Origin of the sequence: Oscillatoria sp. HE19RPO, from assembly GCF_024220515.1 — a bacterium.
In the GTDB taxonomy this organism is placed as follows: Bacteria; Cyanobacteriota; Cyanobacteriia; order Cyanobacteriales; family Laspinemataceae; genus Laspinema.
This window is the reverse complement of the sequence record NZ_JAMXOT010000073.1, coordinates 1-26,198: the sequence shown is the minus strand read 5'-3', so window position 1 is coordinate 26,198 and position 26,198 is coordinate 1. Positions and strand designations below refer to the sequence as shown.

The window sequence follows — 26,198 nt, the reverse complement described above, 5'->3', positions numbered from 1 at the left end:
ATTATCAATTATCAATTATCAACTAGCGGTTCCGGTGCGAACCAGCATTACCGTACAATCACAATTACGGGCGATCGCCTCGGGGATATTCCCCTTGACCACCGAGTGCAGTAAACCTTCGCGACTCGCACCCAGGACAATCACATCACATTGGTCTTTTTGAGCCAAATCAATCAACGCATCCTCAACGGAGTTAGCGCAGAGGGACGTTGAAACCACTGGACAGGAGACTTTCCGTTCCAGAAAAGCCAGAGCCTGGTCAAATACCCCCTGATCGGCACCATAAGTTCCGGGCCCAAACACTTGACAGAGGCGAATTTCAGGATTAGAAGTCATCGACACCAATCCGGGCAGTAATTTCACCGTAGCTAAACCACTCGGCCCACCCCGAATGGGAACCAGCCATCGTTGAAACGACTGAGGACGGGGTAGGGGGCGCTCCAGTCCGGTCTGAGAGACCGAAATCTTCCGGTGACGCTGGGTTTCCCGCCTGCGTCGCCAGGGGGGGAAGGAGGTTTTGCCCATTTTCACCAAAATCGCATCACAAGGGGCTTGACGAATCATGGTATCCGCCACATTCCCAAAAATCCGCCCGGGAGTGCCGGTATTGCCTTTCCATCCCATTAACACCAGGTCGATATGTCGCTCATCAATGGTTTCCAGCATAGCCTGGGCCAGATCATGGGCTACCCGAACTTGAGTATGCACGGGCACATTCCAATCCCGACCCATGCGTTCGGCAAGACGCAATAACCGACGAGAGGGAATGGTTTTGACCGGGGTTTCATCGGGGGATTGGTGACGGGAGATGACAATGATTTGTAGGCATTCCAGTTCATAGTTGCGCTGATGAGCGATCGCCACGGCCAAGCGCAGCAATGCTGGGGCCGTTTCCGGATTAGCCAGGGGGACGAGTAAGCGACCTTGACCTGTGGCGGGCGATCGCGTCTGATAGACCAGATAGGAGGCTTCTGGGTGCGGTCCAAATCCCTGTTTTCCCGTGAGGCGATCGCTTTCGGCGCGAATGATATCCGTGCGCGTAATAATCCCCACCAGCTTTCGGCCTTCCGTGACGGGCACGCGACTCAGATTGTAGCGGTTGAGTTGAAACAGCACTTCCATCAGGGTATCCCGAGGCGAAACTTTCACCGCCTGGGGAGTCATAATCTTTTCCAGGATGGTATCTGGGGGTAAATTCAGCTTAGAGATTTTAGCCAAATCCGATTGGGCCACCATGCCCACTAATTTTCCCTCATCTAGGACCGGAAATCCGCGATGATGAGAGCGGGAAAATGCCTGGACGACTTCCTCAATGGAGGTTTCGGGGGTTAAAGTTTCCACTCGGCGCTGCATGACATCTGCCGCGCGAATCTCACTTAGAATCGCATTCGGGGTGGCGTCTTCTTGGAGGTCAATGCCCTTAAGTTTGAGTAACTTATCATAGAGGGAACCGCTTTCAGCCATTTCCGCGACGAGGTAAGACACCACGGAAACAATCATCAGGGGGAGGACTAAATTAAAGTCCGTGGTAATCTCAAAAATCATCACAACAGCGGTAATGGGGGCTTTGGAGACCGCACAAAAAAAAGCCCCCATGCCTGCTAGGGCGTAAGTGGTGGGTAATCCGGTATCGAGGATGGAAAATTCCCAAATGCCCACTAGATATCCCAAGGCGGACCCGAGAATCAGAGAAGGGGCGAATAAACCTCCCGGTGCGCCGGATCCAGCGGCAATGATGGTCAGGCAAAAGTGAGTCAGGAAGGCGATCGCCGAAGCGCCAGCGGTGGGAGTTCCGGTGATCAGGAACTCCCGCAAGCCGCTATTATTGCGAAATAACGGGGGCAACAGGGCGATCGCCACGCCGCAAATCAATCCCGCCAGTCCCATGCGCCAAGGCAGGGGTATTTGCAGCACCTTCCGGTTGAATTTCAGACTCGCGAGAATGCCTTGGGTGAAGAGGGTCCCCAGCAAACCGGAGAGAATTCCTAAAATCAGGTAGAACGGGATTTCTGGGGCCGTGAATTGGGATTGAAAGCCCCCTGCACTTAAATTCAAATCCAGACTTTTTCCCCCCAGGATGCGGGAGACAACGGCCCCAATAAAGGAGGCGAGGATAGCTGGACCTAGGGAGAAGGCGGAAATATCATGGAGGAGTTCTTCAACCGCAAACAGAACGCCCGCGAGGGGGGCATTAAATCCAGCAGCTAAACCGGCGGCGGCACCCGCCGCGATCAGTTGTCGTCGGTAATCTGGGGAGGTGGGAAACCAGCGGCCAATTTCAGCCGCGATCGCCGCGCCGATTTGTACCGTTGGACCCTGCCGCCCCAAGGTCAACCCGGATCCCACTGTGATCACGGTAGTGATTAATTTAATGAAGGCGACTCGTAAATCGAGGGATAACGGAAATCCAGCCAGGGCCGCCTTCACCTGGGGAATGCCACTTCCGGATGCTTCCGTGGCAAAGCGTTCGACGAGAAATCCGGCAATCGCCCCTCCCATCAGTCCAATCATCGGCAATCCAATCCAAGAAGGCAGATTAAACGACGCATAGATCCGCCATCCACCTAACCATCCCACCCCTTGTTTCAGGAAAACCGCCGCCAGTCCTGAGACCAAACCAATTAAACAGGCTTCAAACATAGCAAGCTGTTTCGGTCTCAGGAAAAACGCTCTAAGCCTTGCCACTACCCAACTATGCGAGGAAAGAGACTGGAGCCACATAATCTCGTTTGCTCTGAGTTTTAAGTCAGGGAATTTGCGTCATTGGTCATTTGTCTTCTGTCCTTTGTCATGGGTCATTGGGAGGCAGGAATTGATAATTGATAATTGATAATTGATAATTGACAATTGACAATTGTCCTTTGTCATTGGTTCTTTCGTTTAATGACAAATGACAAACAACAAATGACCATTGACAAACAACAAAGGACAAAGGATCAAGGACAAATGACCAATGACAAAGAACAATCAAATCTAATAGGTTTTTCCCGTAACCGAGAGGCCCTCTAAAATCAGAGAAGGAGTATAGCAAGCGCCATTCCATTCCGCATCCCCCCCGATATCGATGACTTGTTTAAGAGCGGTATAGACATTTCCAGCCACCATCGTATCTTTAACGCGCCCAATGACCTGGCCGTTTTTGACCCGGAAACCGAGGTCTACATTAATGGAAAAATCCCCAGAAATTCCCGTCGCACCCCCGAGCATTTGATCCACGACGATCGCCTCATCTAATCCGGCAATTAGTTCAGCTAAAGATTTAGAACCCGGTTGGATCAGCCAGTTAAATAGACCCGGCGTGGGATAACTGCCTAAACCGGGGCGAAATCCGTTGCCGGTGGTGCCGATTCCCAGTAATCCTCCGGTGGTGCGATCGCTGTAGAACTGCTGGAGCACCCCATTTTGAATAAAAATAATCCGTTGGGTGGGCGTGCCTTCATCATCAAAAGGACAACTATAAGGCCCCGCATCCGGTTCTTGGGAAATGGTTAGAGACTCAGAGACGATCGCTGCACCGAGGCGATCGCTCCAGGGAGAGGATTGCTCCCAGACTCGCTTACCATTGATGGCTTCCTGGACCGTTCCCCACAGCATATCCGCCGCTTTAGCGGTAAATAAAATGGGCACTCGGCCACTAATTGCCGGAGCATTGTCCTGACTCCAGCCTAAGCGCTGCAAAATTTGCCCTGCGACTCCCCTGGGTTCTAGGCGTCCCCGTTGGGTTTGGCCGTCGGATACACTCAGGAAATCTTCTGAGCGAATCCAGTCGGCGGAAAGATAGCAACTTAAAGTGGTGTCTTTATAGCTACAATCGAGACCATTGGAGTTCAGCAGGCGGGTCGTTTCGCTGTCGCAATCCCATTCTCCATTGCAGAGAATTTCCGGGTAGGCATCGCGAATCAAGGCGATCGCCTCTTTTCCCCAGTCGAGCAACTGTTCCACCGGCACCATTTCCCCTAAATCGGGATAGGATGCGGAACGGTTGTCTGTCATTTCAATGGTTTCCGGCTGTGCCAAGGTACTCAAGGCGATCGCCTTGTCCACCAAGGATTTCGGGTCTACCGGCCCATAAGCGACCGCTAAACCCGGACGCCCATTCTTCCAGAGTCGCAGCGCCGTGCCTTCAGATTGAGCACTTTCGAGTTGTTTGAGACGATTTGCCTCAAAATAAACAGGGCGAGAGTGCGATCGCGACTGAAACACCTCTGCCGCCTCGGCCCCCGCTTGCTTTGCCAGATCTAAGAGCTGTTCTGGCAGTTCCTCTGTTTGCAAATGTTCAGACCCCATGAGAATTCAAGGATGAAGGATGAAGGGTGAAGGGTGAAACAGCTAGAGTCAAATCAGAAATATCTTTCCCCAACGGTTCACACTTGTAGAGCGCAACCCGATGTTGCGGACGCGACAAGACTTCACACTTCACAACTTTACGCTAAGTTGAGTTCCTGTAATAGCCAAAATCCTGCAAAAGATTCAGAATTGGGATCCGTTTGAATGGCTAAAAAATGCACCCCTTGGGCTTTATCCTTGGTTTCAGCAAATCCAGCCGCTTCGGCGCGAGTGGTTTTATCGGTTAAATTCGCCAGAATCCACCGCTCATTAAACCCTGTTTCTAAAACCACCTGTCCGGGTTCTTCCAGTTCGGGTTTCAAAAACCCTAACTCTAGTCCTGACATCCATCCCGCTAGGGCTTTCGCCCGGTTTGAGAAGACAATCATCCCCGGAATGATAGTTTCAGGGGTGAGCTGAGGCACTAAACTTTTTTCACCTAAAATGGGGAAGGCTTCTCCAAAGCCAATATCCCATTCGTTCATTTCTGCAAAGCTACTCGCTTCCAAGGTAACGAATGCCCAGCGATCGCCCTGTAGCGCATCGGGAAGGCGTTCCGGTTTCGGCGTTTCAAATTGCACCGAAGGGGTTAACCCGGCCCCTTGGAACCCCTCTTCTAGGGGATAAACCGTGTCCATCCGTTCCTGCAACCAACGGTATAGCGCGACAGTCCGCCGGGAGGGTTTGGAGGTAATTCCCAAATCCTTGCAGGCTTTGGTGATCATATTGTTCATCTGGCGACGGAAAAAGCGAATCTGTGTCGGCGGTTTGCCCGCAGTGGCGATCGCTTCATTGATGGCATTTCCTAACCACATCGAATTGACTTCGCTATTGGAACAATATTTTGAAAAGCGCAACAACTCTTCTGTGGAGCAGGTATCAGTCGGAGTCTCACAGATGAGCACTTCCCAGCGCTTTTTGCCATTCTCATCGAGAATCGGTTTGGAGTAAAAATCTAGTTCCCACGTTTTGCTCATCGATATTTTGCGCCGTTTTCCCAGCCTACTATCTCTATGAGCGATCGTATCATTAACTGGAGTTGATCTATGATTCATATTGACGGCTCGTTTGGAGAAGGTGGGGGTCAGGTCCTCCGGACTTCCCTGAGTCTCGCCACCCTCACGGGGACTCCGCTTACCCTCGATCGCATTCGCGCTGGACGCCCCAAACCTGGTTTAGCCGCCCAACACCTCACCGGGGTCCGCGCCGCAGCGACCCTCTGCAATGCCAAAGTTTACGGGGACTCCCTCGGTTCCCAATTTTTAGAATTCGTTCCCCAATCCCCCCCTCAACCGGGTCACTATCGGTTTGATGTGACCACCGCCGGGTCCGTGAGTTTAGTCCTACAGACGATTTTGCTGCCGTTAGCCTTAACCCCAGGAGAATCCCGGATTACCCTCTGCGGGGGGACCCATGTAGCCTTTAGTCCCACTTTTCCCTACATTCAGGAGGTTTATTTACCGGCGATCGCCCGCATGGGAGTCTGCGCCGAAGTTACCTTAGTCAAGTGGGGCTGGTATCCCCGAGGTGGGGGCGAAATTGAACTGCGGGTCACTGGGGGCCAGCCCCTCTGCGGACTCAATCTCCAGGAACGCGGTAAACTCCAACAGGTCCGAGGATTAGCTGCCGTCACTGAACTCCCCTCTCACATCCCCCAACGCATGGCCAACCGTGCCGAAAATCGCTTGCGCGAGGCCCAAATGAAAGTTCAGGTCAAAACCGCCCGAGAAAAAGGAATCGCTCCCGGTGCGGGCCTCTTTCTAACCGCGCACTATAGCAATAGCATCGCTGGATTTAGTGCCCTGGGAAAACAGGGATTACCCTCGGATCAAGTCGCCGATCGCGCCTGTGATGCCTTGTTGCAATTCCATCACAGCAGTGCCGCTGTTGATGTCTATCTCGCGGACCAATTATTATTACCCGCCGCCTTAGCCACTTCTCCCACCCACTATCATGCCCAAGCCATTTCTTTACATTTAACCACCAATGCCGGAGTCATCGAACAATTTGGTCTAGCCAAAATAGAGATTAATCCCGACCAGAATCTAGTCTCAGTTTTCCCGCAATAGCTGATGTTTCTTTGATGTTTTGCCCTTAACTCAATCCCGTAAAATCATGCACCCTGATTAACTATAATAGATTTAAATTTGGCGAAATTATCAGTTAAAACAGCGAATCAAACTATTCACGGAAACGAACCCTTTAATTGGAGCTTCTATCTCCACCCACGAGCGTTGGATTCCCCCTGGATCGGGAATATATTCGTAATCTTCAACCAATTGAACTCGTCCATTAGCGGGAACTCCTCCGAGATACTGAGAAGGACCGGAAACAGCAGAACGAATCGCCAGACCCTGGGGGGTTACCAATCCATTCACTTGGCGGCAAAACTGACCATTGGGAATCTCAGGCGTCTCGGAAACCGGGGATGGGGTGGTAGAAGTCGGTGGGGTTGCAGGGGGTGGTGGAGAGGGTCTGGCACTTCCGGAACAGTAGGCGAGATTGCCCCCACTATTCGGGGGACCATTGGAAATATAGCCTTCAACAGGGGCCGTGATTTTAATCCAGATGCGACCATCGGAACCGACAATGGGTTCGGCATCAGGCGCTAACGTCACGGTGGCGTTAGGGTCTACGCCGCCAATTTGGGTTTGACTGGGGTCTGGGGTGCGGTGGACCGCTAAACCCCGACGTTCCGTGACGCGACGGCATAGATCAGGGGGTTCTGCCTGTGCCAGGGGAGTGGCGATCGCCTGGGGAAGGGTGTTGGTTAGGACACTCAGGAGGGCGATCGGGATTGTCCACAGATTTAACAATTTCATGGGTTGAGTTTTGTCTCCAATTCCAACAGTTTCAGGTTTTAATTTTAGTAGAAATTCTTGATTTTAATGGGAAAGTTTTCAGGATTTTACCGGGATTTATATCGGGAATTGGCCAGGATGACAGGGTAAATAGTTTAATCCATTGGATGGAGGGTTTTTAGCTCAATTCATTTACTCTTTTAGTTGTAGTTGGGTAATTTTTTTGCGGGGTGATGGAAAGCCGGAAACGACTGAAGTCGTTACTACAAACGGGGGAATAAACGACTTCAGTTTCCATTTCCCCGATCTGCCGTTTCTCACCCTCATCCTCGTGACTTGGCTTCAGCCAAGTCACGAGGTAACGACTGAAGTCGTTACTACAAACAGGGGAAGAACCGACTCAGATTCCCATCTCCCCCATCTCCCCCATCTCCCCCATCCTCCCCATCTCCCCTATTTACACATAATTAAACTATCTGTAGACACAAACCCCGATACCGGGTTCGTAATTTGTACCCACTCTCTTGCTTCTGAGTTGCGATCGCGGAGGATTTGATAATTGGGGATGAGACTCACCCGAGCTCTCGGGGGGACCACACCTAAAGAGGCAGCAGAACGGGTGGGTTCAGCGCGAATGACCAATCCATTCGGTGCCTCTCGACCTTCTACTTCACGGCAGAGATTGGCGGTTACGGGAGTTGGATTGAAGGGATTCGCAGAAACGGATCCATTGCAGTAGACCAAGCTTTCCGTGGGGATATATCCGACGATTGGGGATGAAATTTCAATCCAAGTCCGGGGTTCACGATTTTGATCCGGCAGAAGTTGAGCATTCGGTGCGAGTAAAACTTGAGCTCCGGGTGCTAATCCACCGCGATTGGTGGCAAATCGGTTGGCATCGGCATGAATGCTGATGCCTTGGGGGGCCAAATTGGGGTCAATCCGACGGCAGAGGGAGGTGCCGAGGTTGGGAGAGGGGCCAGGGGTGAGGGCGGTGCCGGTACAGGGGACAAAATTGCCGGAACTTCCGGGTTCGCCGTTGGAGACGTATCCCCGGACAGGTGCTGTGATTTCAAACCAAACTCGTCCATCGGGACCGGGAATTTGGCGAGCACCGGCAGAGAGAGTTAGGGTTTCATTAAAACCGACCCCTCCGATCGCCTCCGAGTTGGGGTTCGGTTGAGAACGGATTGCCAGTCCCTGTTGTTCCGTGACTTGCCGACAGAGGGTGCCGGTTGCCTGCGCCAGTTGTAAGGAGGATTGCGCGGTGGTGGCGGGGGGGTGGAATCCCGTGGAGGCGATCGCCCAGAGGCCCAGTCCTACCCCTAGAATGGTCCGATTTTTTAACGGTTTCATCACTATCCTGATTTCTCTTGCGAAACTTTATTTTAATTTTAGGGAGCGATCGCCACAAATGGGGACCTGTGGTGGCGCTGACTCCCCAAGTTTAGGGCGATCGCTTTTGGCCGGATAATGTTTCCACTCTTGGCTCTTTTTCGGTTGGGATGCCAGAACTTTACACCCCTTTACAAAGGCAATCTTGCCATCTCATCCGCTCCCGATGGTTCTCTTTGGAATCTATGTTATAACCCACCTATCTACCCTTTCTTTCACAAGTTTTATGAAGATTTTAAAAAAGGACATCGATTGGGCAGTCTCGGAAGGAATTCTCTCCTCAGAACAAGGAGAATCTCTTTGGAATGCACTCCAAAAGCGGACAAGCAACCGTCCTCAGTTTAATTTCGCTAATGTTGCTTACTATTTTGGGGCCTTCATTGTGCTTTCCGGGATGACTTGGTTTATGAGTTTAGCTTGGGAGGAGTTTGGGGGCAAGGGTTTATTATTTTTAGCTTGCTTTTACGCTTTTTTGTTTATCTTGGCCGGTCAAACTCTCTGGTTTAAGCAAAATTTAAAAATCCCGGGTGGACTCCTGTTTACCATTGCAGTTTGCATGACTCCCCTGGCTATTTTGGGATTGATAACCCAGGCAGAATCATGGCTTTTCCAATATGTTTTTGACAGTCAATCCAGCTACTTTATTCAGGAAAAAAGTAGTTTTATTTTAATGGAATTAGGGACTATTCTAGCCGGAATTATCACCCTGAGATTTATAAAATTTCCTTTTTTGATGGCTCCGATTACCTTAGCTTCAGGATTTTTATCCATTCATCTCACTGCTGTAATTGTTTTTTATACTACCGGACAAACCTGGTGGTCCTACCAAGATTATTGGGTATTTTTCTGGTTTGGATTAATTGGTTTGATGGTGGCCTACTGGGTGGATGTCAAAACAAGTCGCATTGAAGAAGATTATGCCTTTTGGCTTTATTTATTTGGCTTGATGTCGTTTTGGTTTAGTCTGAGCTTCATGGGAAGGGGCTACTACGGGAATCCTTTGATCTATTTATTCATTAATATTGGCTTGATTTTGCTGTCCGTTTTGTTGCATCGACGGGTTTTTATCGTGTTTGGAACCCTAGGAGTTTCCTATTTATTATATGATTTATCTTATCGAACGTTTCAGGGGTCTTTGTTGTTTCCGTTAACTATCATGGTGTTGGGACTGTTGGTGATTTATGCCGGGATTCAATATCAGCGCAACGAGGAGGCGATCGAGCGATTGATAGTGGGCAATCTGCCGATGAGTGTTCGAGATATTTTACCTCGTCGGCGTTCCTGATTGTTTAAAAATCTAAGCCAGGATTGATGCAATTTTTAACATTAAACCCTAAATGTAGAGGCGATTCGCGAATCGCCTCTACATTTATTGCACCGGCATACTAGAGGTTTTTCCAGAATTTAATCCAGCTTTTTTAATCATTGAATCCGGTTAGACTGTCCGCGTAGGGATTAATAAATTCCGGTTGGAGTAGGGCCGGACTCTTGCCGTTTTCCGAGTTTTTTTCTAGTTTTGCCTCTTGTTGGTAACGAAGCACGGGGAGGTGCATCAATTCTTGTCGATAAATTTTGAAAATCCGGTTTAATGAAGTCGCTATTCTATCCCAACTGGCTTTGTCTGTCAATTTTTGAGCAATTTGTTGAATCAGTTCGTCCTCTTCGCTATCTTGGACGAAGGCTTGGAGACGATCGCCATCAGGAAAAATAGTGGCTTGGTAAACTTCTCCCTCGCACCACCACAATTCCCCCTGACTGAGCAACCAAGTCAGCAAGTAGGTTTCTGCATATTGTTCTGTAACCCAAGTCGAGATTTGCATAGACTCCATTTTTGGTCCATTGAATGGTCAGCTTTGACTTTGGCGATCGCAATCGCTCGTCACTATATCTCAAACAATCCCCCTCCATCCGGTTACCCTGAAGAAAATTTTTGTTGATAGCTTATGATTAGCAAGAATATTTGACCCCCATTCATTGCCATGAACCCGCGATTTTCTCCTAAAACAATTAATTATTCCCAAGTAATTCACTTGAGTCACCCGATCGCCCCGAATATCCCCCAATGGCCGGGAGACCCTCCTGTTGAGTTCCAGGCGATCGCCAACTTAACAACCGATGGCTATTATTTACGCCGGTTTTCGATGGGAGAACATAGCGCCACCCATCTGAATGCACCCAATAGTTTTTATCCCGAAGGAGTAGGAATTGAGGCTTATGCTGCTGAATCCTTAATCGTCAAAGCTGTGGCGATCGATATCTCTGAGATGGCCGATGAGAATCCCGATTATACCCTGACTTGCGCTGATGTCTTGGCCTGGGAAGCACAACAGGGAGAAATCTCTCCCGGGACCGTCGTCTTATTATATACCGGCTGGCAGAACAAATGGTCCGACCCCGATGCCTTTATCAACCAGCAGCACTTTCCCGGGTTTGCACCAGAAACTAGCCGATTTTTGCTCGATCGCCGTCAAATTGGCGGCGTAGGCATCGATACACACGGAGTCGATGGGGGACAAGATTTCACCTTTGCCACCAACCGGCAAGTGTTGGCACAACCGCGCATTGTCCTGGAAAATCTCACAAATTTGGACCAGTTGCCTCCCACGGGAACAACCCTGGCGATCGCGCCGTTGCAGTTGGTCCAGGGTTCCGGTTCTCCCGCTACGGTGTTGGCATTTTTGCCTTGAAAATAGCCTGTATTCTCAGGGGAGGTGATCCCAAGGAGTTCACAACATTTCCCTCTAATTCCGATGTCCATTGCGATCGAGCCATTTCAATAATGCCTGTTCCAATTCCGGGGAAAGTTGCACCGGCAAGGTTCCGGACCGAACGTGCAAATCTCGTTGAGCAAAGGGAATTTCCACCCCGAGATGGTGTAGCAAGGAGAAAATCCGGAAATACAAATCACTTTTAATCCCAAACTGCTGACTCGGTTCCGAGATCCAAATCAGGAGTTCAAAATCTAAAGAACTGCTGCCGAACCCTTTGAAAAATACCCGGGGTGGGGGAACCAGCAAGACATCGGGATGTCCCTTGGCGGCATCTAAGAGGGCATTTTCGACCTGGCGAACATCAGAAGTATAGGCGACGCCAACGGGCAGATGCAATCGAGAGACGGGATTGCGGTGGGACCAGTTAATCACCTCGGTTTCCAAAAACTTGGAATTCGGCACAATGATAAAAATCCGGTCTAAGGTTTGGATAGTGGTACTGCGACCCCCGATGCGCTCAACAGTGCCGACATATTCCCCGACTTCGACAAAATCCCCGACTTGAATGCGACGCTCAAAAACCAGAACGATGCCACTGCCAAAGTTTTTGGCGATATCCTGAAACCCGAAACCAATCCCTACACCTAGGGCACTAGCAACGATGGTGAGGGAGGTGATATCTAGTCCCCAGAGTTGCAGAAGGACGACGCTGCCGATGATGATTAAGGAGTATTTGGTGATGATGGAGATGGCTTCTTCTGCACCGCGATTTAGTCCGGCGAGACGCAAAACCCGCGATCGCAAGGCATTGGTTGCCATTCCGGATACAGCGACTACGGCAATTAGCATCGCGGCGATCATCAGCAGATCGATGACGTTGTAAGAGCGTTCGGTCAGGGTGATAATGGGGGTGGTAAAGGAGGTAATCAGGACGGTGGTGATCTGGTAGCTCCATTGTCGGCTTAAGGGGAAGAGGTTGGCAATATAAAGAAGGGTCCCCCCTGCCAAGACGATGCGAAAGAGTGTTCCGAGGAGGGTGAATAACACATCGATCGCCCCGATGGAGTTGTCGGTTTCTCCCTCGGAGTTTGTACCTCTGAGGCGATCGCGTAAGGGTTGGCGATACCGTCGCCACAGTTGGGTTAATCCGCGATTTAGGACCAAGATGGCGATGATAATGGCAATGGCGTGAATCAGCGATCGCTGGATAAATCGACCCTGCCGTTCTCTTCTGGCTTGTTCTAGGGCCTCTTGAATATCCCGCATCCAAACTTCAGCTTGAGCTTGGGGGGTGAAGTTATCCTCCGTATCCCCGGCAGTGACGGTGACTAAGAGGCGATCGTTGAGGTAAATGGCAGGCAGTTGATTCGTTTCGCGCACCTCTAGTTCAAAGGGCATGGCCGAATCTGCAACGGATTGGAGCTGAGTTTCAATCACGTTGGCGCGAACATCGGCGGGATATTCCCCTGCACGAGTGACAAAGAACAGGCGTCTGCCATCCAAGCTCACGGCAGCTTGTGCTTGTTGGAGTTCCTGATTGAGCCATTCCGAGCGGAATTGGGCGATGTAGGGTTCGGGTGGGACCGTGGCGATCGCCTCCTGGAACTGTCCCACTGGCGCAACCCACTTCAGAGGGGAAAGGTTTCCGGTGGCTCCAGCACTGTGAATCGGAGTTAGGGACAGGAGTCCGATCAGGGCAAGCAAGGGGATGATGGTTGCCCTGAACCGGGGTTGAAAGTTCCCAATTCGGGAGGGATTAACGGTTCTTCTTGGTTTCACGAGGAAGCTCAATGGCTTGATTTTGGACTCACCGGACATCGAAAGTCGATTTTAGTTGTCCTTATTTTGCCATTCCCTAGAGGAAAACAGACTGGGTTATCCCTTCGCTTTTTGTAGTTTAAAGTTCACACCGCTGAGGGGGACCTTTGAAACAAGTCGGGATAGTTGTGGTTGTAATTGTAGCAACAACTACTCTCAAGCATAAGGGGTCGGATCACCGCTGTAACGGCTCTTGTTTTTAGAGAAAATAGCTGATTTCCTGCTGGGACCTACTACTTTTTGGTTCTGTTGAAGATGCAATGATTTTTTTTCAAAAAAGTGCAGTTTAATTAATTCTTAAGATTTCTCAAACCTTGAATTTTCACCGCAAAAAAACCCCCGAAAATGATTTTCAGGAAAATTAATTTATAAAACTGTACGGATTGGGGGTTGGAATCTGAGTATAGAGCTTGAATAAGTACCCGGTTTGATCGAGCGATCGCCTGCATTTCCCATAAAAGAGGGAATGTTGCAAGAAGACCCGTTTTGCGGAATTTCGGTTCCCTAAAACGGCATTTAGATTGCAATATTCTTCAGGGATTAACCTGAGTCGATCGGGAAATTCCGTAGAAACACGGGATCGGCAGGATTGATGACCAAGAGATAACCCTAATTTAGGTGAGCGAGGTGATTTCTGCTAGACCCCTGGCGGTTGTTCACAGAAGAGGACCCGACCACCTGAAGGGTACGACTTTCTTCAAAGGCGTTTCCCAATGACGAACCCTATCAGGGGACGGTCTGGGGGGTTTTTTTATGCCCAGATTGGGTCTGAATTTAACGCTTTGTCCGACTGAGGAGGCGAACAATGAACATTCAACAGCTTGCAATTGGCACTTTAGCGGCCATTGTTACAGCGGATTTAATCCAAGATGCCAGTGTCAGTCCCGGTGGAAGGTCCCCAGCACTGGCATCCCCTGCGAGTAATGAAGTCCGCGATCCTCACCACCCTGGCGAGGATGCATTACAACACTATGCGGCAGTCACCCCGGGCGATCGGGACAAAACCCTGGATCCGAGTCTCACTGACTTCAATCCTGGCGATCCGACTTTGAGGGCCTCTTTGGAGCCTCAAATGCCATTAACCGACCTAGAAGGTCACTGGGCCCGAGAATTTATTGAAGTGCTGCAAGCGCAGGGAATTATTTTCGGCTTCCCCGATGGGAGTTTTCAACCCGATGCAGCGATGACCCAAGCGCAATTTGCGACAGTGCTGCAACGAGCCTTCCCAGACCGTTATCTCGGGGAGGATGAGTCATTGAGTGGAGAGGTTTCGGAGGATGACTGGGCACAAAGGGCGATCGCCCTCGCATCGTTCAGAGAATGGATGGGAGGAGATCCCACCCAAGGGTTTGAACCCAACCAACCGCTTCCCCGATTGCAAGTGTTAGTCGCCCTAGTCAAGGGCTTAAACTTAAAACCCCCCAGGGACATCCTGGGAAATGTAGACACTTATTTTTCATCATCGGCATCTATTCCCCCCTATGCACAAGCACCCCTAGCGGGGGCGATTCTCCTCTTGCAGAAACTGGAACAGCATCAGCATCTTTATGGAGGGACAACTCCGAATGACTGGTTTTCCAATCCCGATCGCATCGCTACCCGTGGGGAAGTCGCCGCTTTTATTTACCAGGCCCTGGCGATCGTCGAGGCAGAATCCTCCGGAACCTCGGTTCCCCCGGTTTCTGAGTCTCAATCTTTAACCCCCACCGGGGAAAGTCCGGAAATAACTGCATCCCTGTTTCCCCCCTTACCCGCAGAAAGCGCGGTCACTCTGTTTCCTCAATCCCCAGAAACCCATGAGAATCCGGATGACTCTCTGGAGAACTTCCATCAGAACGATCGCCCCGCCGTCGAGTCCCGATTCTTCCCACCCAGTAACCTTTGGGGGATTGGGGGAGAGGGATTTGCCATGACCGAAACCCCTCTCGAACCTTCCTTGGATCTCGACTCCCAAGCGGTTCCCACGGATGAGACGGTGACCGTTGGCGATCGCTTTCAACCCACTTGGGAAGGCCGATCCGACCCCTCGGAAAGCCTCAACGCCCTGTTACCCCCTCGTCCCGTCACCCCTACCCTCTCTGAAGCGTCCCCAGACCCCCTGGAAAACAGCATCAGCCTCCGTTTGGAAACCTTACGCGGCAGAATTCAAGCGACTCCCTCCCCGGTTCCAGAACTGCCCCCTCTAGCCGCAGCCGGTTCCTATCTTCCAGAACCCGCTGAACTCTTTCAAGGCTATATGTGGCCTGCCAGAGGCGTCTTTACCTCCGGTTTCGGAATGCGCTGGGGACGAATGCACAAGGGGATTGATATTGCTGGACCGATTGGTACACCGATTATGGCGGCAGCAACTGGCATTGTCACCTTTGCGGGCTGGAATTCGGGCGGATATGGAAACTTAGTGGAAATTGAGCATCCCGATGGCAGTCTCACTCGCTACGCTCACAATCATCGCATTTTGGTCAGCCCGGGTCAGGAAGTGATTCAAGGTCAACTGATTGCAGAAATGGGTAGTACGGGCAATAGTACGGGTCCTCACTTACATTTTGAGCTTTATCCTCCGGGTACTGATGCAGCGGATCCGTTAGCCTATCTTCCTGGCGATCGTCAGAAACTGCGCGTCGATTCTACGGTAGGACAAGCGGTCTATTCGCGGTGAAGTTTTAAGGGCAACAGCGTCAGGGATCAGCATTTTTCCAGGGTGGCAGGGTGATTGAGGACACGGCATTGCCGTGTCCTTTCGTTTGTGTCCCCTCACAAGGATGAACTGGATGGGACGGATAACGCTTTCACGGTTTCAGGATGTCGTCCCAGTTGTCCTGTCATTAATCGGAGGGCGAACTGCTTGACTGGGGGAAGGGTTCGCAATCCCCATAATCCGAGATGACGGAGGATAACTGCTGGTAAGAATTGATTAGAAAAGAGGCGATCGAGCAGGTCAGTAAATCCTAGAATAGTGAGATTTTCCAGTTTTCGCCACCGTTCATATCGTTTGAGGACTCCCAGGGACCCGATATCTTCTCCCCGTTGATGCGCTTGGGTGAGAATTTCGGCGATCGCCGCTGCATCTCGAATCCCCAAATTTTGCCCTTGTCCCCCCACGGGATGGCAACAATGGGCCGCATCTCCAATTAAGGCAAGGCGGGGTTGCACATAGCGACTGCTTTGCATCAGTTGCACGGAAAACACCCGGCGATCGCTAATGGGTTGGACTCGTCCCATTTGTTCGCCATACCGTTTCTGGAGTTCCCCTAAAAATTCCGCCTCATCCAAGGCAGCTAAGGCTTTGGCTTCTTCATGGGGTGCAGTCCAAACAATATTACAGCGATTTTCAGTCAGGGGTAAAATGGCAAAGGGTCCGCTGGGCCAAAATCGTTCGTAAGCAATATTGCCGTGAGGTTTTTCCGGTTTAACTTGGACTGTAATACAAGATTGCCAATATTTCCAACCGCGAGTTTTGATGCCGGCTGCTTCCCGAATCCGCGATCGCACCCCATCCGCAGCAATTAACACCCGGGTGCGAATTCGTTGGGTTTCGGGGTTTTCCTCAACCCTTGAGTGAACTTCTACCACCACGCCATCGGGTTGGTAGTCCACTCCCAAAACCTCCGCCGGACAGTTCCATGTGACATTAGAACAATCGGTGAGAAAATCCTGCAACGCCGAGAGTAATACCTGATGTTCCCCCACATAACCGAGGGTGTCTCGACCTAAATCTCCCGGTTGAAAGCGCACCCCTTCTTGTCCTGAATCGGAGAGACTAATTTGATTAAACGGGGTAATATTCGGTAAAATCTTCTCCCACACCCCCACCGCCTGGAAAATTTGCCCGGACAACAGGGACAAAGCATAGACTTGATTTCGGGAAGCGGCAACGGAAGGAGGCAATGCCTCAATTAGCACAACTTTTAATCCGGAATCTTTTAAAGAGGCGGCTAAAGTTGTCCCAGCAATTCCACCACCGGCGATCGCCACATCATAATCAAAAGCCGATTCCGATCCGGAAGTAACAGGTGTTTTGCGAGTAAGCTGCTGTAAGGGCATGGTTATCGAGGGTTCTCAAAGCAAATAAAGATAGGTCCTATTCCTTATCATTGTGCCGCAAATTGCAATTTCAGGCTAGGGGAGGATGGGGGTCATTGGTCATTGGTCCTTGGTCCTTGGTCCTTGGGGGATGAAAACTTCAGTCGTTTCTTCCCCTGTTTGTAGTAACGACTTCAGTCGTTACTCGTGACTTGGCGTCAGCCAAGTCACGCACTCTGCGCTTGTATGGGGACTGGATGCTTGGCCTCCACAGGGGCGTTACTTGGCTTTATGCCAAGTAACGCGGAAACGACTGAAGTCGTTACTACAAACGGGGGAGGGAACGACTGAAGTCGGGACGTTGAACGGGGGAGGGAACGACTGAAGTCGGGACGTTGAACATCTCCCCCATCCTCCCCATCCTCCCCATCCTCCCCATCTCCCCCATCTCCCCATCTCCCCATCTCTCCCATCCTTCCCTAAAATTGATACTCAATTCCAGTGATGAAATCGACCTGAAAATTGCTTTCATCCACAGAGGGGTTATTAGCATATCTCAAAATCAAAGAGTTATTAAATGACCATCTTTGAATAAGAGGAATTCCCAAGGTAGTCGAAGATTCCATATAATAATCCTCAAAATCATTAAAGGGCAGTTCAAAGGTGAGTACCTGACCCAAGCTGAGGAAATCAAAGTACAGATCTTTATAGCGCGTCTGATACTGAGCCACGGGAAAATCCAAATCATCTCGGCTGCGGGTGGAATCTTCATAACGAATCCCTAGACCCAACTGCATATCAAAGGAGCGATCGGGACCAGCGCGCCAAATGTTAATCTCTGGACCCGTATATAAATTGGTCCGAACATCAATGCCATCGGGTTCATCCCGACGGACTAAGGAACTGATAAAATATTGATAGCGTTCCGTGAAATGATGGCGATATTCTGTATCAATTTGACCCTTGATTTGATTATCGTCTTCCGGAGAAACTCGACTATCATCATAGTCATTGGTGAAACTGATTCCGAAATCTACTCGATCCGTCGGCCATTGGCGTTCCAGTGCGAAGTTAAAGTGGGTTTGACTGGTGATTTTTGTCCCCGAAAAGAAGAAAGCACCAAGTCCCACTCGACCTTGCCACCCGGTGGGTTCAAAGGGAAAGATGGGGCGAGATTCTTCCAATTGAGTGCGACTGGCAATGTCACGACTTTCTGATAAAATGGCTAGGGAGCGATCGCCGAATCCAAGGGTGTCATAAGAGAGGGCAATCTCGGCTAATAAGCTGGATTTTACCCCGGGGTCATCTAGGCTATTTGCCGTTGCTAATGCGTCCGAGAGCAAGTCCGCAGCGGTTTCCGGTTGTCCGAGTTGAAAATAGGCTCGGGCGATCGCAGTTTTGGCCCTCACCCGCACCGAGTCTGCTTCGATATCATTGGCGGCGATTAAGGCATCAGCCAAGAGCATTTGGGCGCGTTCTTCTTGGGCAATCGCCCCATACTTTAAGGCAATTTCAGTTAATAATCGGGCCTTGGCTTCCGGTTCTTCTAGGGTATTAACAACCTCTAATGCCTCTTCTAAAGTCGGCAAGTTTGCCTGAGCAATTCTGTCTATTGTTTGATTTCGTTGTGCAAGGGTTATTTTTGCTCCAAATTCGGCAAAATTTTGCTCATTTGTCCTCGTCGTTTCTCGGAAAGGGTCAAAAACAGTCTGGTGGTTGTGCGCTTGCGCCGGTAAAGTTCCGGTTAAAACCCCCAGGAAAATAGCCGTTGTTACCCATGAAATTGAACTTTTCAAATTCCTAACTCCAATCATAATTTTGGCAATTTTGACAGGCCATTTTTTAGCCTAATTATTCCGGGAAACTATAGCCTAAGATAGCAAATCAGACCATTCTAATTAGAAAGTTCCTGATTGGAAGCCTTGACAATTTGGGCTAAAAGAGAACCGGCTAAAAATCGAGAAACTCCGATGGCGATCGGTGCGGCAAACCACCCCCACCCCATCCGCAAATATTTGCTACCACTAGAGAGTAACCCTTAATGGACTCGAAAACAATCACCATGACTAAACAAAAACGTCCTAAATGGGATGCAGGCAGATTCTGGAAAACCCTATCCTATTTTGGAGTGGTCCCATTTTTGGGGAATATTTCCTGGATCCGAAATCTGATCGCTGGCGGGAAAAGTACCATCAGCACACCGGAAAAACCTGGAGTCATTCTCGTTGCCGGTGCCACGGGAGGCGTGGGGAAGCGGGTTGTGCAAAAACTTCAACAGCGAGGTTACGCCGTTAGAGGATTAGTTCGGGATCTCACGCGGGGACGGGAAATGCTGGGGACTGGAGTGGACTTGGTGGATGCAGATATCACTCTGGCGGATAGTTTGAGCGATCGCCTGCTGCAAGATGTCACCGCCGTGATTTCCTGTATCGGCACCCGAGTGCAACCCGTGGAAGGGGATACCCCAACCCGCGAAAAATATTATCAAGGCATCAAATTTTATACCCCGGAAGTCTTGGATGTACCCGAACAAGTGGAATATCGTGGCATTCAAAATTTAGTCGATGCCACCCGTTGTCAATTCGCGACCCTGGGTGCACCCCATGAAAAAATCATCTTTGATTTCAGCAAACCCACGGACAACCTCAAAGAAATTTGGGGTGCGCTAGATGATGTCGTCATGGGTGGAGTCAGCGAAAGTAATGTCCGCCTGGTGAACGCAACGGCTTTGTTTTCTGGGAACGTTTCCACCTCAAATTCCGGTGGATTTGTCTCCATTCGCACCCGCAATTTTGAACCCCCGTTGGATTTATCCGCCTATCAAGGGATTGATATTCGCGTCAAAGGCGATGGCAATCGGTATAAATTTATACTTCGCACGGACCCGAAATGGGATAGTATTTCCTACTGCTATTCCTTTGATACGGTGGCTAATATCGAATTTACGGTTCGGATTCCTTTTTCAGAATTTATCCCAGTTTTTCGCGCTAAAACCTTGAAAGATTGCCCGCCTTTAGATGCGAGTCAAATTCGCTCGGTGCAAATTATGCTGAGTAAGTTTGAGTATGATGGCGACTTGAATCCCAAATTTACCCCCGGACTGTTTCAATTGCAAATTCAATCGTTGAAAGCCTATGGTGGTCCAAGCTTACCCCGGTTTATTCAAGTGAGTTCAGCAGGGGTGACTCGTCCAGGTCGTCCGGGGTTGGATTTAGAGTCAGAACCGCCAGCGGTGAGAATGAATGAGCAATTGGGGGGGATTTTAACTTGGAAATTACGGGGTGAGGACGCGATTCGCGCCAGTGGCTTGCCTTATACGATTATCCGCCCTTGTGCGCTCACGGAAGAACCAGGAGGCGACGGATTAATGTTTGAGCAAGGGGATAATATCAAGGGTCAAGTGAGTCGAGAGGATATCGCCGAGTTGTGCGTGCAGGCGTTAGAACTCCCGGAAGCCTGTAACATGACCTTTGAGGTGAAAGCTGACCCAGCCGGAAGTCCGGCAGGGGACTGGCGGGGGTTATTTGCCCGGTTGGAGCGCGATCGCCAAGCCGTTAGCTAAATTTTATTACGGTTGGGACAAGGCACTGCCTTGTCCTGCTGGTGCTGTGCAGGAAAGCAAACGGGACTAACGCAAATCTTGAGATTGACCTCTAAAGGATAGATTGGTTTAGAGTGCTGATGGGTAAGTCCTGAACCTGTGTTGCTGCCAATATTAGGATCTGAAAATCGGTTGTTTGTCTCCTGAATCTAATACCGCAACGGAAGATCTCGGGAGTGACTCATACAAAGTATCTCTATCTTAATCTCAACAGAACTTGACAATGCCACTGATGCAGGTACGTTAGTCGCTCTCGGATCTGTTGTCATTTGGCTAGAACCAGACTCATCGGAGCGAAAAAGCCGAGTTTGCAGGCCATTGGAGGTCTTTTAGGTTGTTTCGATGCGCCAAATGTGGGAACGGAAATCTGAATGGATCAGGCGGATTTTTGATAAATCCGCCTTCAGGGGGATGTTTTTACCGGGGTATAGAACAATGCTGTCTAAAGGAGGTGTCAAAAAAAAACTTTAAAAGACTTCATCCTCAGTGGCTCACCCCATTTATCAAATTGTGGGAGTCAATTTTATTTACTACGTTCGAGGTAGCTACCATGTTTCAAATTGTACAAAGGATGATAGAGTTTGGCGGACTGGCTCAGGTCCCGACGCCAGAACAGTCTTCCGTTTTATTTTCAGGACCCCAATTTTTTGCGGCTTTAGTGTCCGGGGTCCTCTTAGCCTTTGGTTTTCAACTTTTATTAACAAATCTTTCGGTTGCTGCGGGTATTTCCTACATGGGTAATACTTCCAAGTCGTCAAGCTCACATTCTGACTCGGGAGATACCCTAGGGGGTACGATTCGGAAAGTAGAGACTGCAGTTGGCGTCTGGACTTTGGTTACCGTCAGTATTGCTTTATTTTGTGCGGCATTACTGGCGGTTAAACTCAGCCTGATGGTCAGTGTTGGGTTAGGGGCGATTGTGGGATTGGTGATTTGGGCCACCTATTTTTCCATCTTGGTTTGGGTCAGTTCTACTACTGTGGGCTCGTTAGTTGGTTCGGTGGTGAATGCGGCGACTTCCGGCTTTCAGTCGATTGTGGGAACAGCTACGAGCGCCATTGGTGCAAAAGCGGCCTCTAATCAGGTGGTGGCAACGGCGGAAGCGGCAGCCGCAGCAGTGCGCCGCGAATTCGGTCAAGCGCTTGATCCCGAGGATATTCGCGAGAATTTAGAAGATTACATTCAGGCTTTAAAACCGGCACAGTTGGACCTCAAAGGAATCCGACAAGAATTTGAAAATTTGCTAAATGAACCCCAACTGCATGAATTGGCGACCCAAGGAACGCTGCCGGATGTGGACCGGGAGTCTTTGGTATCTCTGGTGAGTTCACGGACGGATTTATCAAAGCGGGATATCAATCGCATTGTGGATGAGTTGGAAGCATCCTGGAATAAAACCAAGCAAAAATTACAACCCCAGACAGATTGGATGGGGGAATTGGTGAATTATATTAAGGACGCTTCACCGGCGGATTTAATTTCCGATCGCCTGGATAGTAAAATCGATCGCCTGATTGATGCGATCGGTAATCAGGGTCAGAATAAACAGAACAAAGGCAATCCACAATCCGGGATGATGCAGCAGGGAATGATGCTGGCATTTAATACTGCCTTGGGGATGCTGATGGGACGGACGGATGTATCCGATTTCGATGTGGAAAAAGTCCTCTCTCAGTTACAGGAAGCCAAATACAAAGTGACCGAGGGAACGGATAAAGTCACCCGACAAATTCAGGGTAAACCGGCTGAACCTTACAGCGCCTTGCGTGCCGATATTGAAAATTACGTCCTCAATAAATATTCCTGGCAGATGACGCCGGAAAATATTGAGCGGGAATTCCGGGATGTTCTATTTGATCCCGAAGCGGATCCGGGACTGATTCGCCAAGAGTTGGAACGCTTCCGTCGCGGCAATTTTGTTGATATGCTGGCTTCTCGGGGAGTGTTTACCCAAAAGCGGATTCAAGAAATCGCCAGTCATCTGGAGGGGGTGCGGTTGCAGGTATTGCAAACCGTGACTCGGGCGGAGGAAGAGCAAAAAGCGCAGGATCTCCGCAAGCGGGTAGAACGCTATTTGCGCCATAGTCCCAAGGATACCCTGAAACAGGCGGATATTGAGCGGGATTTCAAGAAGTTGATTTCCGATTCGACGGCAGATTATCGGGAAATGCGCGATCGCTTGGCACATATTGACCGGGCGATGATGATTGAAATGATGCGCGATCGCAATGATCTGACTCGGGATGAAGCAGCGGAAATGCTGGTGACGTTGGAACAGACCCGGGATGTGGTTTTAGAAGAGTCCAAAGGACTCCAAGAAGCGGCCCAAGCTAATCTGGATCTTCAGTGGAACCATGTCCAGGATTATCTGCGAAATACGGGGAAAGAAGAACTCAATCCTGAAGGCATCAAGCGGGATTTGGGTACATTATTGGATAACCCCAAAGCCGGTTTGTGGGCGATTCGGGCGCGGTTATCGCACTTTGACCGCGATACTCTGGTGAAGTTGCTTTCCCAACGGCAAGAGTTCAATGAAGATGAAGTGAACGCGATCGTAGACCGAGTGGAACATACTTGGTACGATGTTTCTCATCTCCCGCAACAGGTTGCGGGACAAGCGAAGGAACAGTACGATCAGGCGACTTCTGCAATTACTGAGTACCTGCGAAGCACGGGGAAAGAGGAACTCAACCCGGAAGGAATTCAGCGGGATTTGAAGAAACTTCTCGATAATCCCCAAGCCGGTGCGCTCGCCATTCGCGATCGCCTCGCCCAGATGGACCGCGATACGTTGGTCCAATTGCTGGCACAACGCCAAGACTTGAGCGAAGAAGATGTCAACCGGATTATTGACGAATTACAGCAAAATATTCGCAAGGTCCTGCGAGCACCGCGCCGACTGGCGACGCGGGTTCAACAACAAACATTTGAGTTTGAACAGGCTTTTGAAGATTACTTGCGAAATACGGGTAAGGTCGAACTCAATCCCGAGGGCATCAAACGCGACTTACAATTACTGATTGCCGATCCGCGTCTGGGTGCCAAAAACCTCGGACAACGTGTTGCCCATATCGATAGCACGACAGTCCGGGCATTGTTGGCACAACGTTCCGATATTTCGGAACAAGAAGCCCAGGAAATTGTCAATCGGATGATGTCGGTTCGTGACCAATTCCTGCACCAGGTGCAGAAGGTTCAAGACCGCATTAAAGCGGTTGTTGATGGCATTTTTGGCCGGATTCGCAACTACCTCAACTCCTTGGAACGTCCGGAACTCAACTACGAAGGACTCAAGCATGATGTTCGGACCTTGTTCGACGATCCACAAGCGGGATTTGATGCCTTGCGCGATCGCCTCAGTCACTTCGATCGCGATACCCTGATCGCCGTGATTAGTTCTCGCGATGATATCTCCGAAGCGGATGCTAACCGGATGGTGGCTCAAATCGAAGGGGTTCGCAATAATATACTCCGTCGTGCTGAACGGATGCAACTGGAAACCCAACGCCGTCTCGAACAGATGAAACACGAAGCAGAACGCCAAGTGGAAGAAACCCGCAAAGCGGCAGAAGTCGCCTCTTGGTGGCTGTTCTTCACCGCATTGGTTTCGGGGATTGCGGCTGCCGGTGCCGGTGCTCTAGGTGTGCTTCTGACTTCACGGGTTCTGTACTAACCTACGCTGACCCATTCCTCCTCTCCTTTGTAGGGGCAGTCCATCCATAGCCCCTACGGATAGAATTTGGACAAGCTATATAGAAACAAAGCCTCTTTTTTAAGGGGCTTTTTTTTACCGGAAAATTCCTCTAATCCGGAATCCGGTGTTCAAAATCTATAAAAACCCGCACCCTAAAGGGTGGGGCTATACAAACGAAGCCCGCCTGCGCGGGCTGAAGAGTAAAAACGACTTTCGATAGTCGGATTTGGTAGAAAATTCCCTATTGACATCTGATTTTCTTTAGGCTTTAATAGAAAATATAGTAGTCTCTCAAGGGAAAAAGCTGAGAGAGTATTCACTCACCCATGAACGAATCGGGAGGAAACCAATGTCTGAGTTAGTTGGCATTTCTAATCAAAAACTATGCAAACCCATAACCGGGCATTAACCGAGAAACTTTGACAATGAATTTTGCATTGGAAACCTCCATGCGGGTTTTTCGGGATGCCTGGGAATCGACACACCAGACAAATCGAGGAACTCTCATCTATCATGAACCTAGAACAACTGGGTTGGACTCCATTTTTTAACGAATCATTTGCACCGTATCGGGAACAAGGCTATCTTCCCGGACGGGTGGCGATCGCCCATAAACATCTCTACGTCATTTACTCCGAAAGCGGAGAACTCTTAGCCGACATTACCGGAAAAATGCGCTATCACGCCACCAGTGAAAACGATTTTCCGGCAGTGGGAGATTGGGTCGCGATGGGACTGCGCGAGGGGGAAAATAAAGCGATTATTCAGGCTATTTTGCCCCGAAAAACTAAGTTTTCCCGGAAAGGGACGGGAGTCAAAACCCGAGAACAAATCGTCGCGACTAATATCGATACAGTCCTGTTAATGTCAGGAATGGACCGAGATTTTAACCTGCGACGCATTGAACGGTATCTGATTTTAGCCTGGGAAAGCGGTGCAAAACCAGCGATTGTGTTGAATAAGGCGGATTTGTGCGATCGCCTGGAAGACGACATTGCTGAAGTTGAAGCAGTGGCGATGGGAGTGCCGATTATTCCTTTGAGTGCGATCGGCGGAGTCGGGTTAGATGCCTTAACTCCCTACCTGCGATCGGGAAACACCGTTGCCTTACTCGGGTCCTCCGGGGTCGGCAAATCCACCCTCACCAATCAATTACTCGGGACTGCCACTCAAAAAGTGCAGGAAGTGCGCCAAACCGATAGTCGGGGACGGCATACCACCACCCAGCGAGAATTGATGATATTACCCTCCGGTGCCATGCTGATTGATACCCCAGGAATGCGGGAAATTCAAACTTGGAACCATCAAGAGGGATTACCGGAAACCTTTGCGGATATCGAAAGTTTGGCGCAACACTGCCGATTTCGGGATTGTCAACATGACTCCGAACCCGGTTGTGCCATCCAGGAGGCGATCGCAGAGGGAACCTTGGATTTTGAACGATTTTTCAGTTATCAAAAGCTGCAAAGCGAGTTAGCTTATTTGGCCCGAAAACAGGACCAAACGGCTCAATTAGCAGAAAAGAAACGCTGGAAAAAGATTCACCAACAAATCCGGAAGCTGAGTAAAGGATAAAACAATGCGGTAATTTGGCAAAAATCATCGCAGAAACCCGGTTTTTCACTCCCTTGCAGTGGGTTAGAAACCGGGTTTCTTTCAACAATTTGGGTAACTTAGCAAAAGTTGTCGCAGAAACCCGGTTTCTGGTGCCCTTGAAGTGGGTGTTTTTGACTCCCTTGCAGTGGGTTAGAAACCGGGTTTCTTTCGTAAATTTAGGCGATGTGGCAAAAGTTATGCACCAAACCCGGTTTCTGGTGCCCTTGAAGTGGGTG

General features: G+C 49.9%; 17 protein-coding genes. 8 read left to right on the top strand and 9 right to left on the bottom strand.

Going from position 1 to position 26,198, the window contains the following annotated elements; genetic code table 11:
- Positions 1-18: 18 nt before the first annotated feature.
- The 3 genes from NG833_RS07655 to NG833_RS07645 all read right to left on the bottom strand — a co-directional run bounded on the left by NG833_RS07655 (position 19) and on the right by NG833_RS07645 (position 5,303).
- Positions 19-2,721 carry a chloride channel protein gene (locus tag NG833_RS07655; protein WP_254564707.1) on the bottom strand — a complete coding sequence of 901 codons (2,703 nt, stop codon included), beginning with the start codon at positions 2,719-2,721 and terminating at the stop codon, positions 19-21.
- 252 nt (positions 2,722-2,973) lie between these two features.
- Positions 2,974-4,287: a TldD/PmbA family protein gene (locus tag NG833_RS07650; RefSeq protein WP_254564706.1), complete on the bottom strand. Its 1,314-nt coding sequence runs from the start codon at positions 4,285-4,287 to the stop codon at positions 2,974-2,976.
- Positions 4,288-4,424: 137 nt separating this feature from the next.
- Complete coding sequence (locus NG833_RS07645; protein ID WP_254564705.1) at positions 4,425-5,303, bottom strand: Tab2/Atab2 family RNA-binding protein; 879 nt, start codon at positions 5,301-5,303, stop codon at positions 4,425-4,427.
- Positions 5,304-5,372: 69 nt separating this feature from the next.
- Between NG833_RS07645 and rtcA the strand changes: the two genes are divergently transcribed.
- Positions 5,373-6,395, top strand: coding sequence for an RNA 3'-terminal phosphate cyclase (rtcA, locus tag NG833_RS07640; protein WP_254564704.1), 1,023 nt, complete (start codon positions 5,373-5,375; stop codon positions 6,393-6,395).
- A gap of 90 nt (positions 6,396-6,485) precedes the next feature.
- Here rtcA and NG833_RS07635 read toward each other — a convergent pair whose 3' ends face one another.
- Complete coding sequence (locus NG833_RS07635; protein WP_254564703.1) at positions 6,486-7,148, bottom strand: SH3 domain-containing protein; 663 nt, start codon at positions 7,146-7,148, stop codon at positions 6,486-6,488.
- A gap of 432 nt (positions 7,149-7,580) precedes the next feature.
- Complete coding sequence (locus NG833_RS07630) at positions 7,581-8,483, bottom strand: SH3 domain-containing protein (RefSeq protein ID WP_254564702.1); 903 nt, start codon at positions 8,481-8,483, stop codon at positions 7,581-7,583.
- Between the two features lie 265 nt (positions 8,484-8,748).
- On the opposite strand from NG833_RS07630, the gene NG833_RS07625 reads away from it, so the two are divergent.
- Positions 8,749-9,807, top strand: a complete 1,059-nt coding sequence (locus tag NG833_RS07625; RefSeq protein ID WP_254564701.1) for a DUF2157 domain-containing protein — start codon at positions 8,749-8,751, stop codon at positions 9,805-9,807.
- 133 nt (positions 9,808-9,940) lie between these two features.
- Here the strand turns inward: NG833_RS07625 and NG833_RS07620 are convergent, their stop codons facing one another.
- Positions 9,941-10,351, bottom strand: coding sequence for a hypothetical protein (locus NG833_RS07620; RefSeq protein WP_254564700.1), 411 nt, complete (start codon positions 10,349-10,351; stop codon positions 9,941-9,943).
- Positions 10,352-10,501: 150 nt separating this feature from the next.
- On the opposite strand from NG833_RS07620, the gene NG833_RS07615 reads away from it, so the two are divergent.
- On the top strand, positions 10,502-11,209 hold the full coding sequence (locus NG833_RS07615; protein ID WP_254564699.1) for a cyclase family protein: 708 nt from the start codon (positions 10,502-10,504) through the stop codon (positions 11,207-11,209).
- Between the two features lie 54 nt (positions 11,210-11,263).
- Here NG833_RS07615 and NG833_RS07610 read toward each other — a convergent pair whose 3' ends face one another.
- The gene (locus tag NG833_RS07610) at positions 11,264-13,012 is read right to left on the bottom strand and encodes a mechanosensitive ion channel family protein (RefSeq protein ID WP_254564698.1); all 1,749 of its coding nucleotides are present in this window, start codon (positions 13,010-13,012) and stop codon (positions 11,264-11,266) included.
- Between the two features lie 844 nt (positions 13,013-13,856).
- Here NG833_RS07610 and NG833_RS07605 point away from each other — a divergent pair.
- Entirely contained in the window at positions 13,857-15,707 is a 1,851-nt protein-coding gene (locus tag NG833_RS07605) for a peptidoglycan DD-metalloendopeptidase family protein (RefSeq protein ID WP_254564697.1), read from the top strand.
- Between the two features lie 95 nt (positions 15,708-15,802).
- Here NG833_RS07605 and NG833_RS07600 read toward each other — a convergent pair whose 3' ends face one another.
- Positions 15,803-17,092: an FAD-dependent hydroxylase gene (locus NG833_RS07600; RefSeq protein WP_254564696.1), complete on the bottom strand. Its 1,290-nt coding sequence runs from the start codon at positions 17,090-17,092 to the stop codon at positions 15,803-15,805.
- A 458-nt stretch (positions 17,093-17,550) separates the two neighbouring features.
- On the bottom strand, positions 17,551-18,867 hold the full coding sequence (locus tag NG833_RS07595; protein WP_254564695.1) for a DUF481 domain-containing protein: 1,317 nt from the start codon (positions 18,865-18,867) through the stop codon (positions 17,551-17,553).
- A 266-nt stretch (positions 18,868-19,133) separates the two neighbouring features.
- Here NG833_RS07595 and NG833_RS07590 point away from each other — a divergent pair, with 266 nt between their 5' ends.
- The 4 genes from NG833_RS07590 to NG833_RS07575 form a co-directional block, all read left to right on the top strand.
- Positions 19,134-20,633: a CIA30 family protein gene (locus NG833_RS07590; RefSeq protein WP_254564694.1), complete on the top strand. Its 1,500-nt coding sequence runs from the start codon at positions 19,134-19,136 to the stop codon at positions 20,631-20,633.
- Between the two features lie 589 nt (positions 20,634-21,222).
- A complete protein-coding gene (locus NG833_RS07585) occupies positions 21,223-24,345 on the top strand; it encodes an MFS transporter (RefSeq protein WP_254564693.1) in 3,123 nt (1,040 codons plus the stop codon).
- 534 nt (positions 24,346-24,879) lie between these two features.
- The gene (rsgA, locus tag NG833_RS07580) at positions 24,880-25,941 is read left to right on the top strand and encodes a ribosome small subunit-dependent GTPase A (protein WP_254564692.1); all 1,062 of its coding nucleotides are present in this window, start codon (positions 24,880-24,882) and stop codon (positions 25,939-25,941) included.
- Between the two features lie 14 nt (positions 25,942-25,955).
- Positions 25,956-26,198: hypothetical protein (locus tag NG833_RS07575; protein WP_254564691.1), on the top strand; the 243-nt coding region annotated here is incomplete at its 3' end.

What these genes read in the sequence shown, in the direction of transcription:
- NG833_RS07635 (WP_254564703.1), bottom strand. Translation starts at nt 7,148, where the DNA reads ATGAAATTGTTAAATCTGTGGACAATCCCGATCGCCCTCCTGAGTGTC.
- NG833_RS07650 (WP_254564706.1), bottom strand. Translation starts at nt 4,287, where the DNA reads ATGGGGTCTGAACATTTGCAAACAGAGGAACTGCCAGAACAGCTCTTA.
- NG833_RS07605 (WP_254564697.1), top strand. Translation starts at nt 13,857, where the DNA reads ATGAACATTCAACAGCTTGCAATTGGCACTTTAGCGGCCATTGTTACA.
- NG833_RS07625 (WP_254564701.1), top strand. Translation starts at nt 8,749, where the DNA reads ATGAAGATTTTAAAAAAGGACATCGATTGGGCAGTCTCGGAAGGAATT.
- NG833_RS07630 (WP_254564702.1), bottom strand. Translation starts at nt 8,483, where the DNA reads ATGAAACCGTTAAAAAATCGGACCATTCTAGGGGTAGGACTGGGCCTC.
- rsgA (WP_254564692.1), top strand. Translation starts at nt 24,880, where the DNA reads ATGAACCTAGAACAACTGGGTTGGACTCCATTTTTTAACGAATCATTT.
- NG833_RS07645 (WP_254564705.1), bottom strand. Translation starts at nt 5,303, where the DNA reads ATGAGCAAAACGTGGGAACTAGATTTTTACTCCAAACCGATTCTCGAT.
- NG833_RS07615 (WP_254564699.1), top strand. Translation starts at nt 10,502, where the DNA reads ATGAACCCGCGATTTTCTCCTAAAACAATTAATTATTCCCAAGTAATT.
- NG833_RS07590 (WP_254564694.1), top strand. Translation starts at nt 19,134, where the DNA reads ATGACTAAACAAAAACGTCCTAAATGGGATGCAGGCAGATTCTGGAAA.
- NG833_RS07600 (WP_254564696.1), bottom strand. Translation starts at nt 17,092, where the DNA reads ATGCCCTTACAGCAGCTTACTCGCAAAACACCTGTTACTTCCGGATCG.
- rtcA (WP_254564704.1), top strand. Translation starts at nt 5,373, where the DNA reads ATGATTCATATTGACGGCTCGTTTGGAGAAGGTGGGGGTCAGGTCCTC.
- NG833_RS07620 (WP_254564700.1), bottom strand. Translation starts at nt 10,351, where the DNA reads ATGGAGTCTATGCAAATCTCGACTTGGGTTACAGAACAATATGCAGAA.
- NG833_RS07585 (WP_254564693.1), top strand. Translation starts at nt 21,223, where the DNA reads ATGTTTCAAATTGTACAAAGGATGATAGAGTTTGGCGGACTGGCTCAG.
- NG833_RS07655 (WP_254564707.1), bottom strand. Translation starts at nt 2,721, where the DNA reads ATGTGGCTCCAGTCTCTTTCCTCGCATAGTTGGGTAGTGGCAAGGCTT.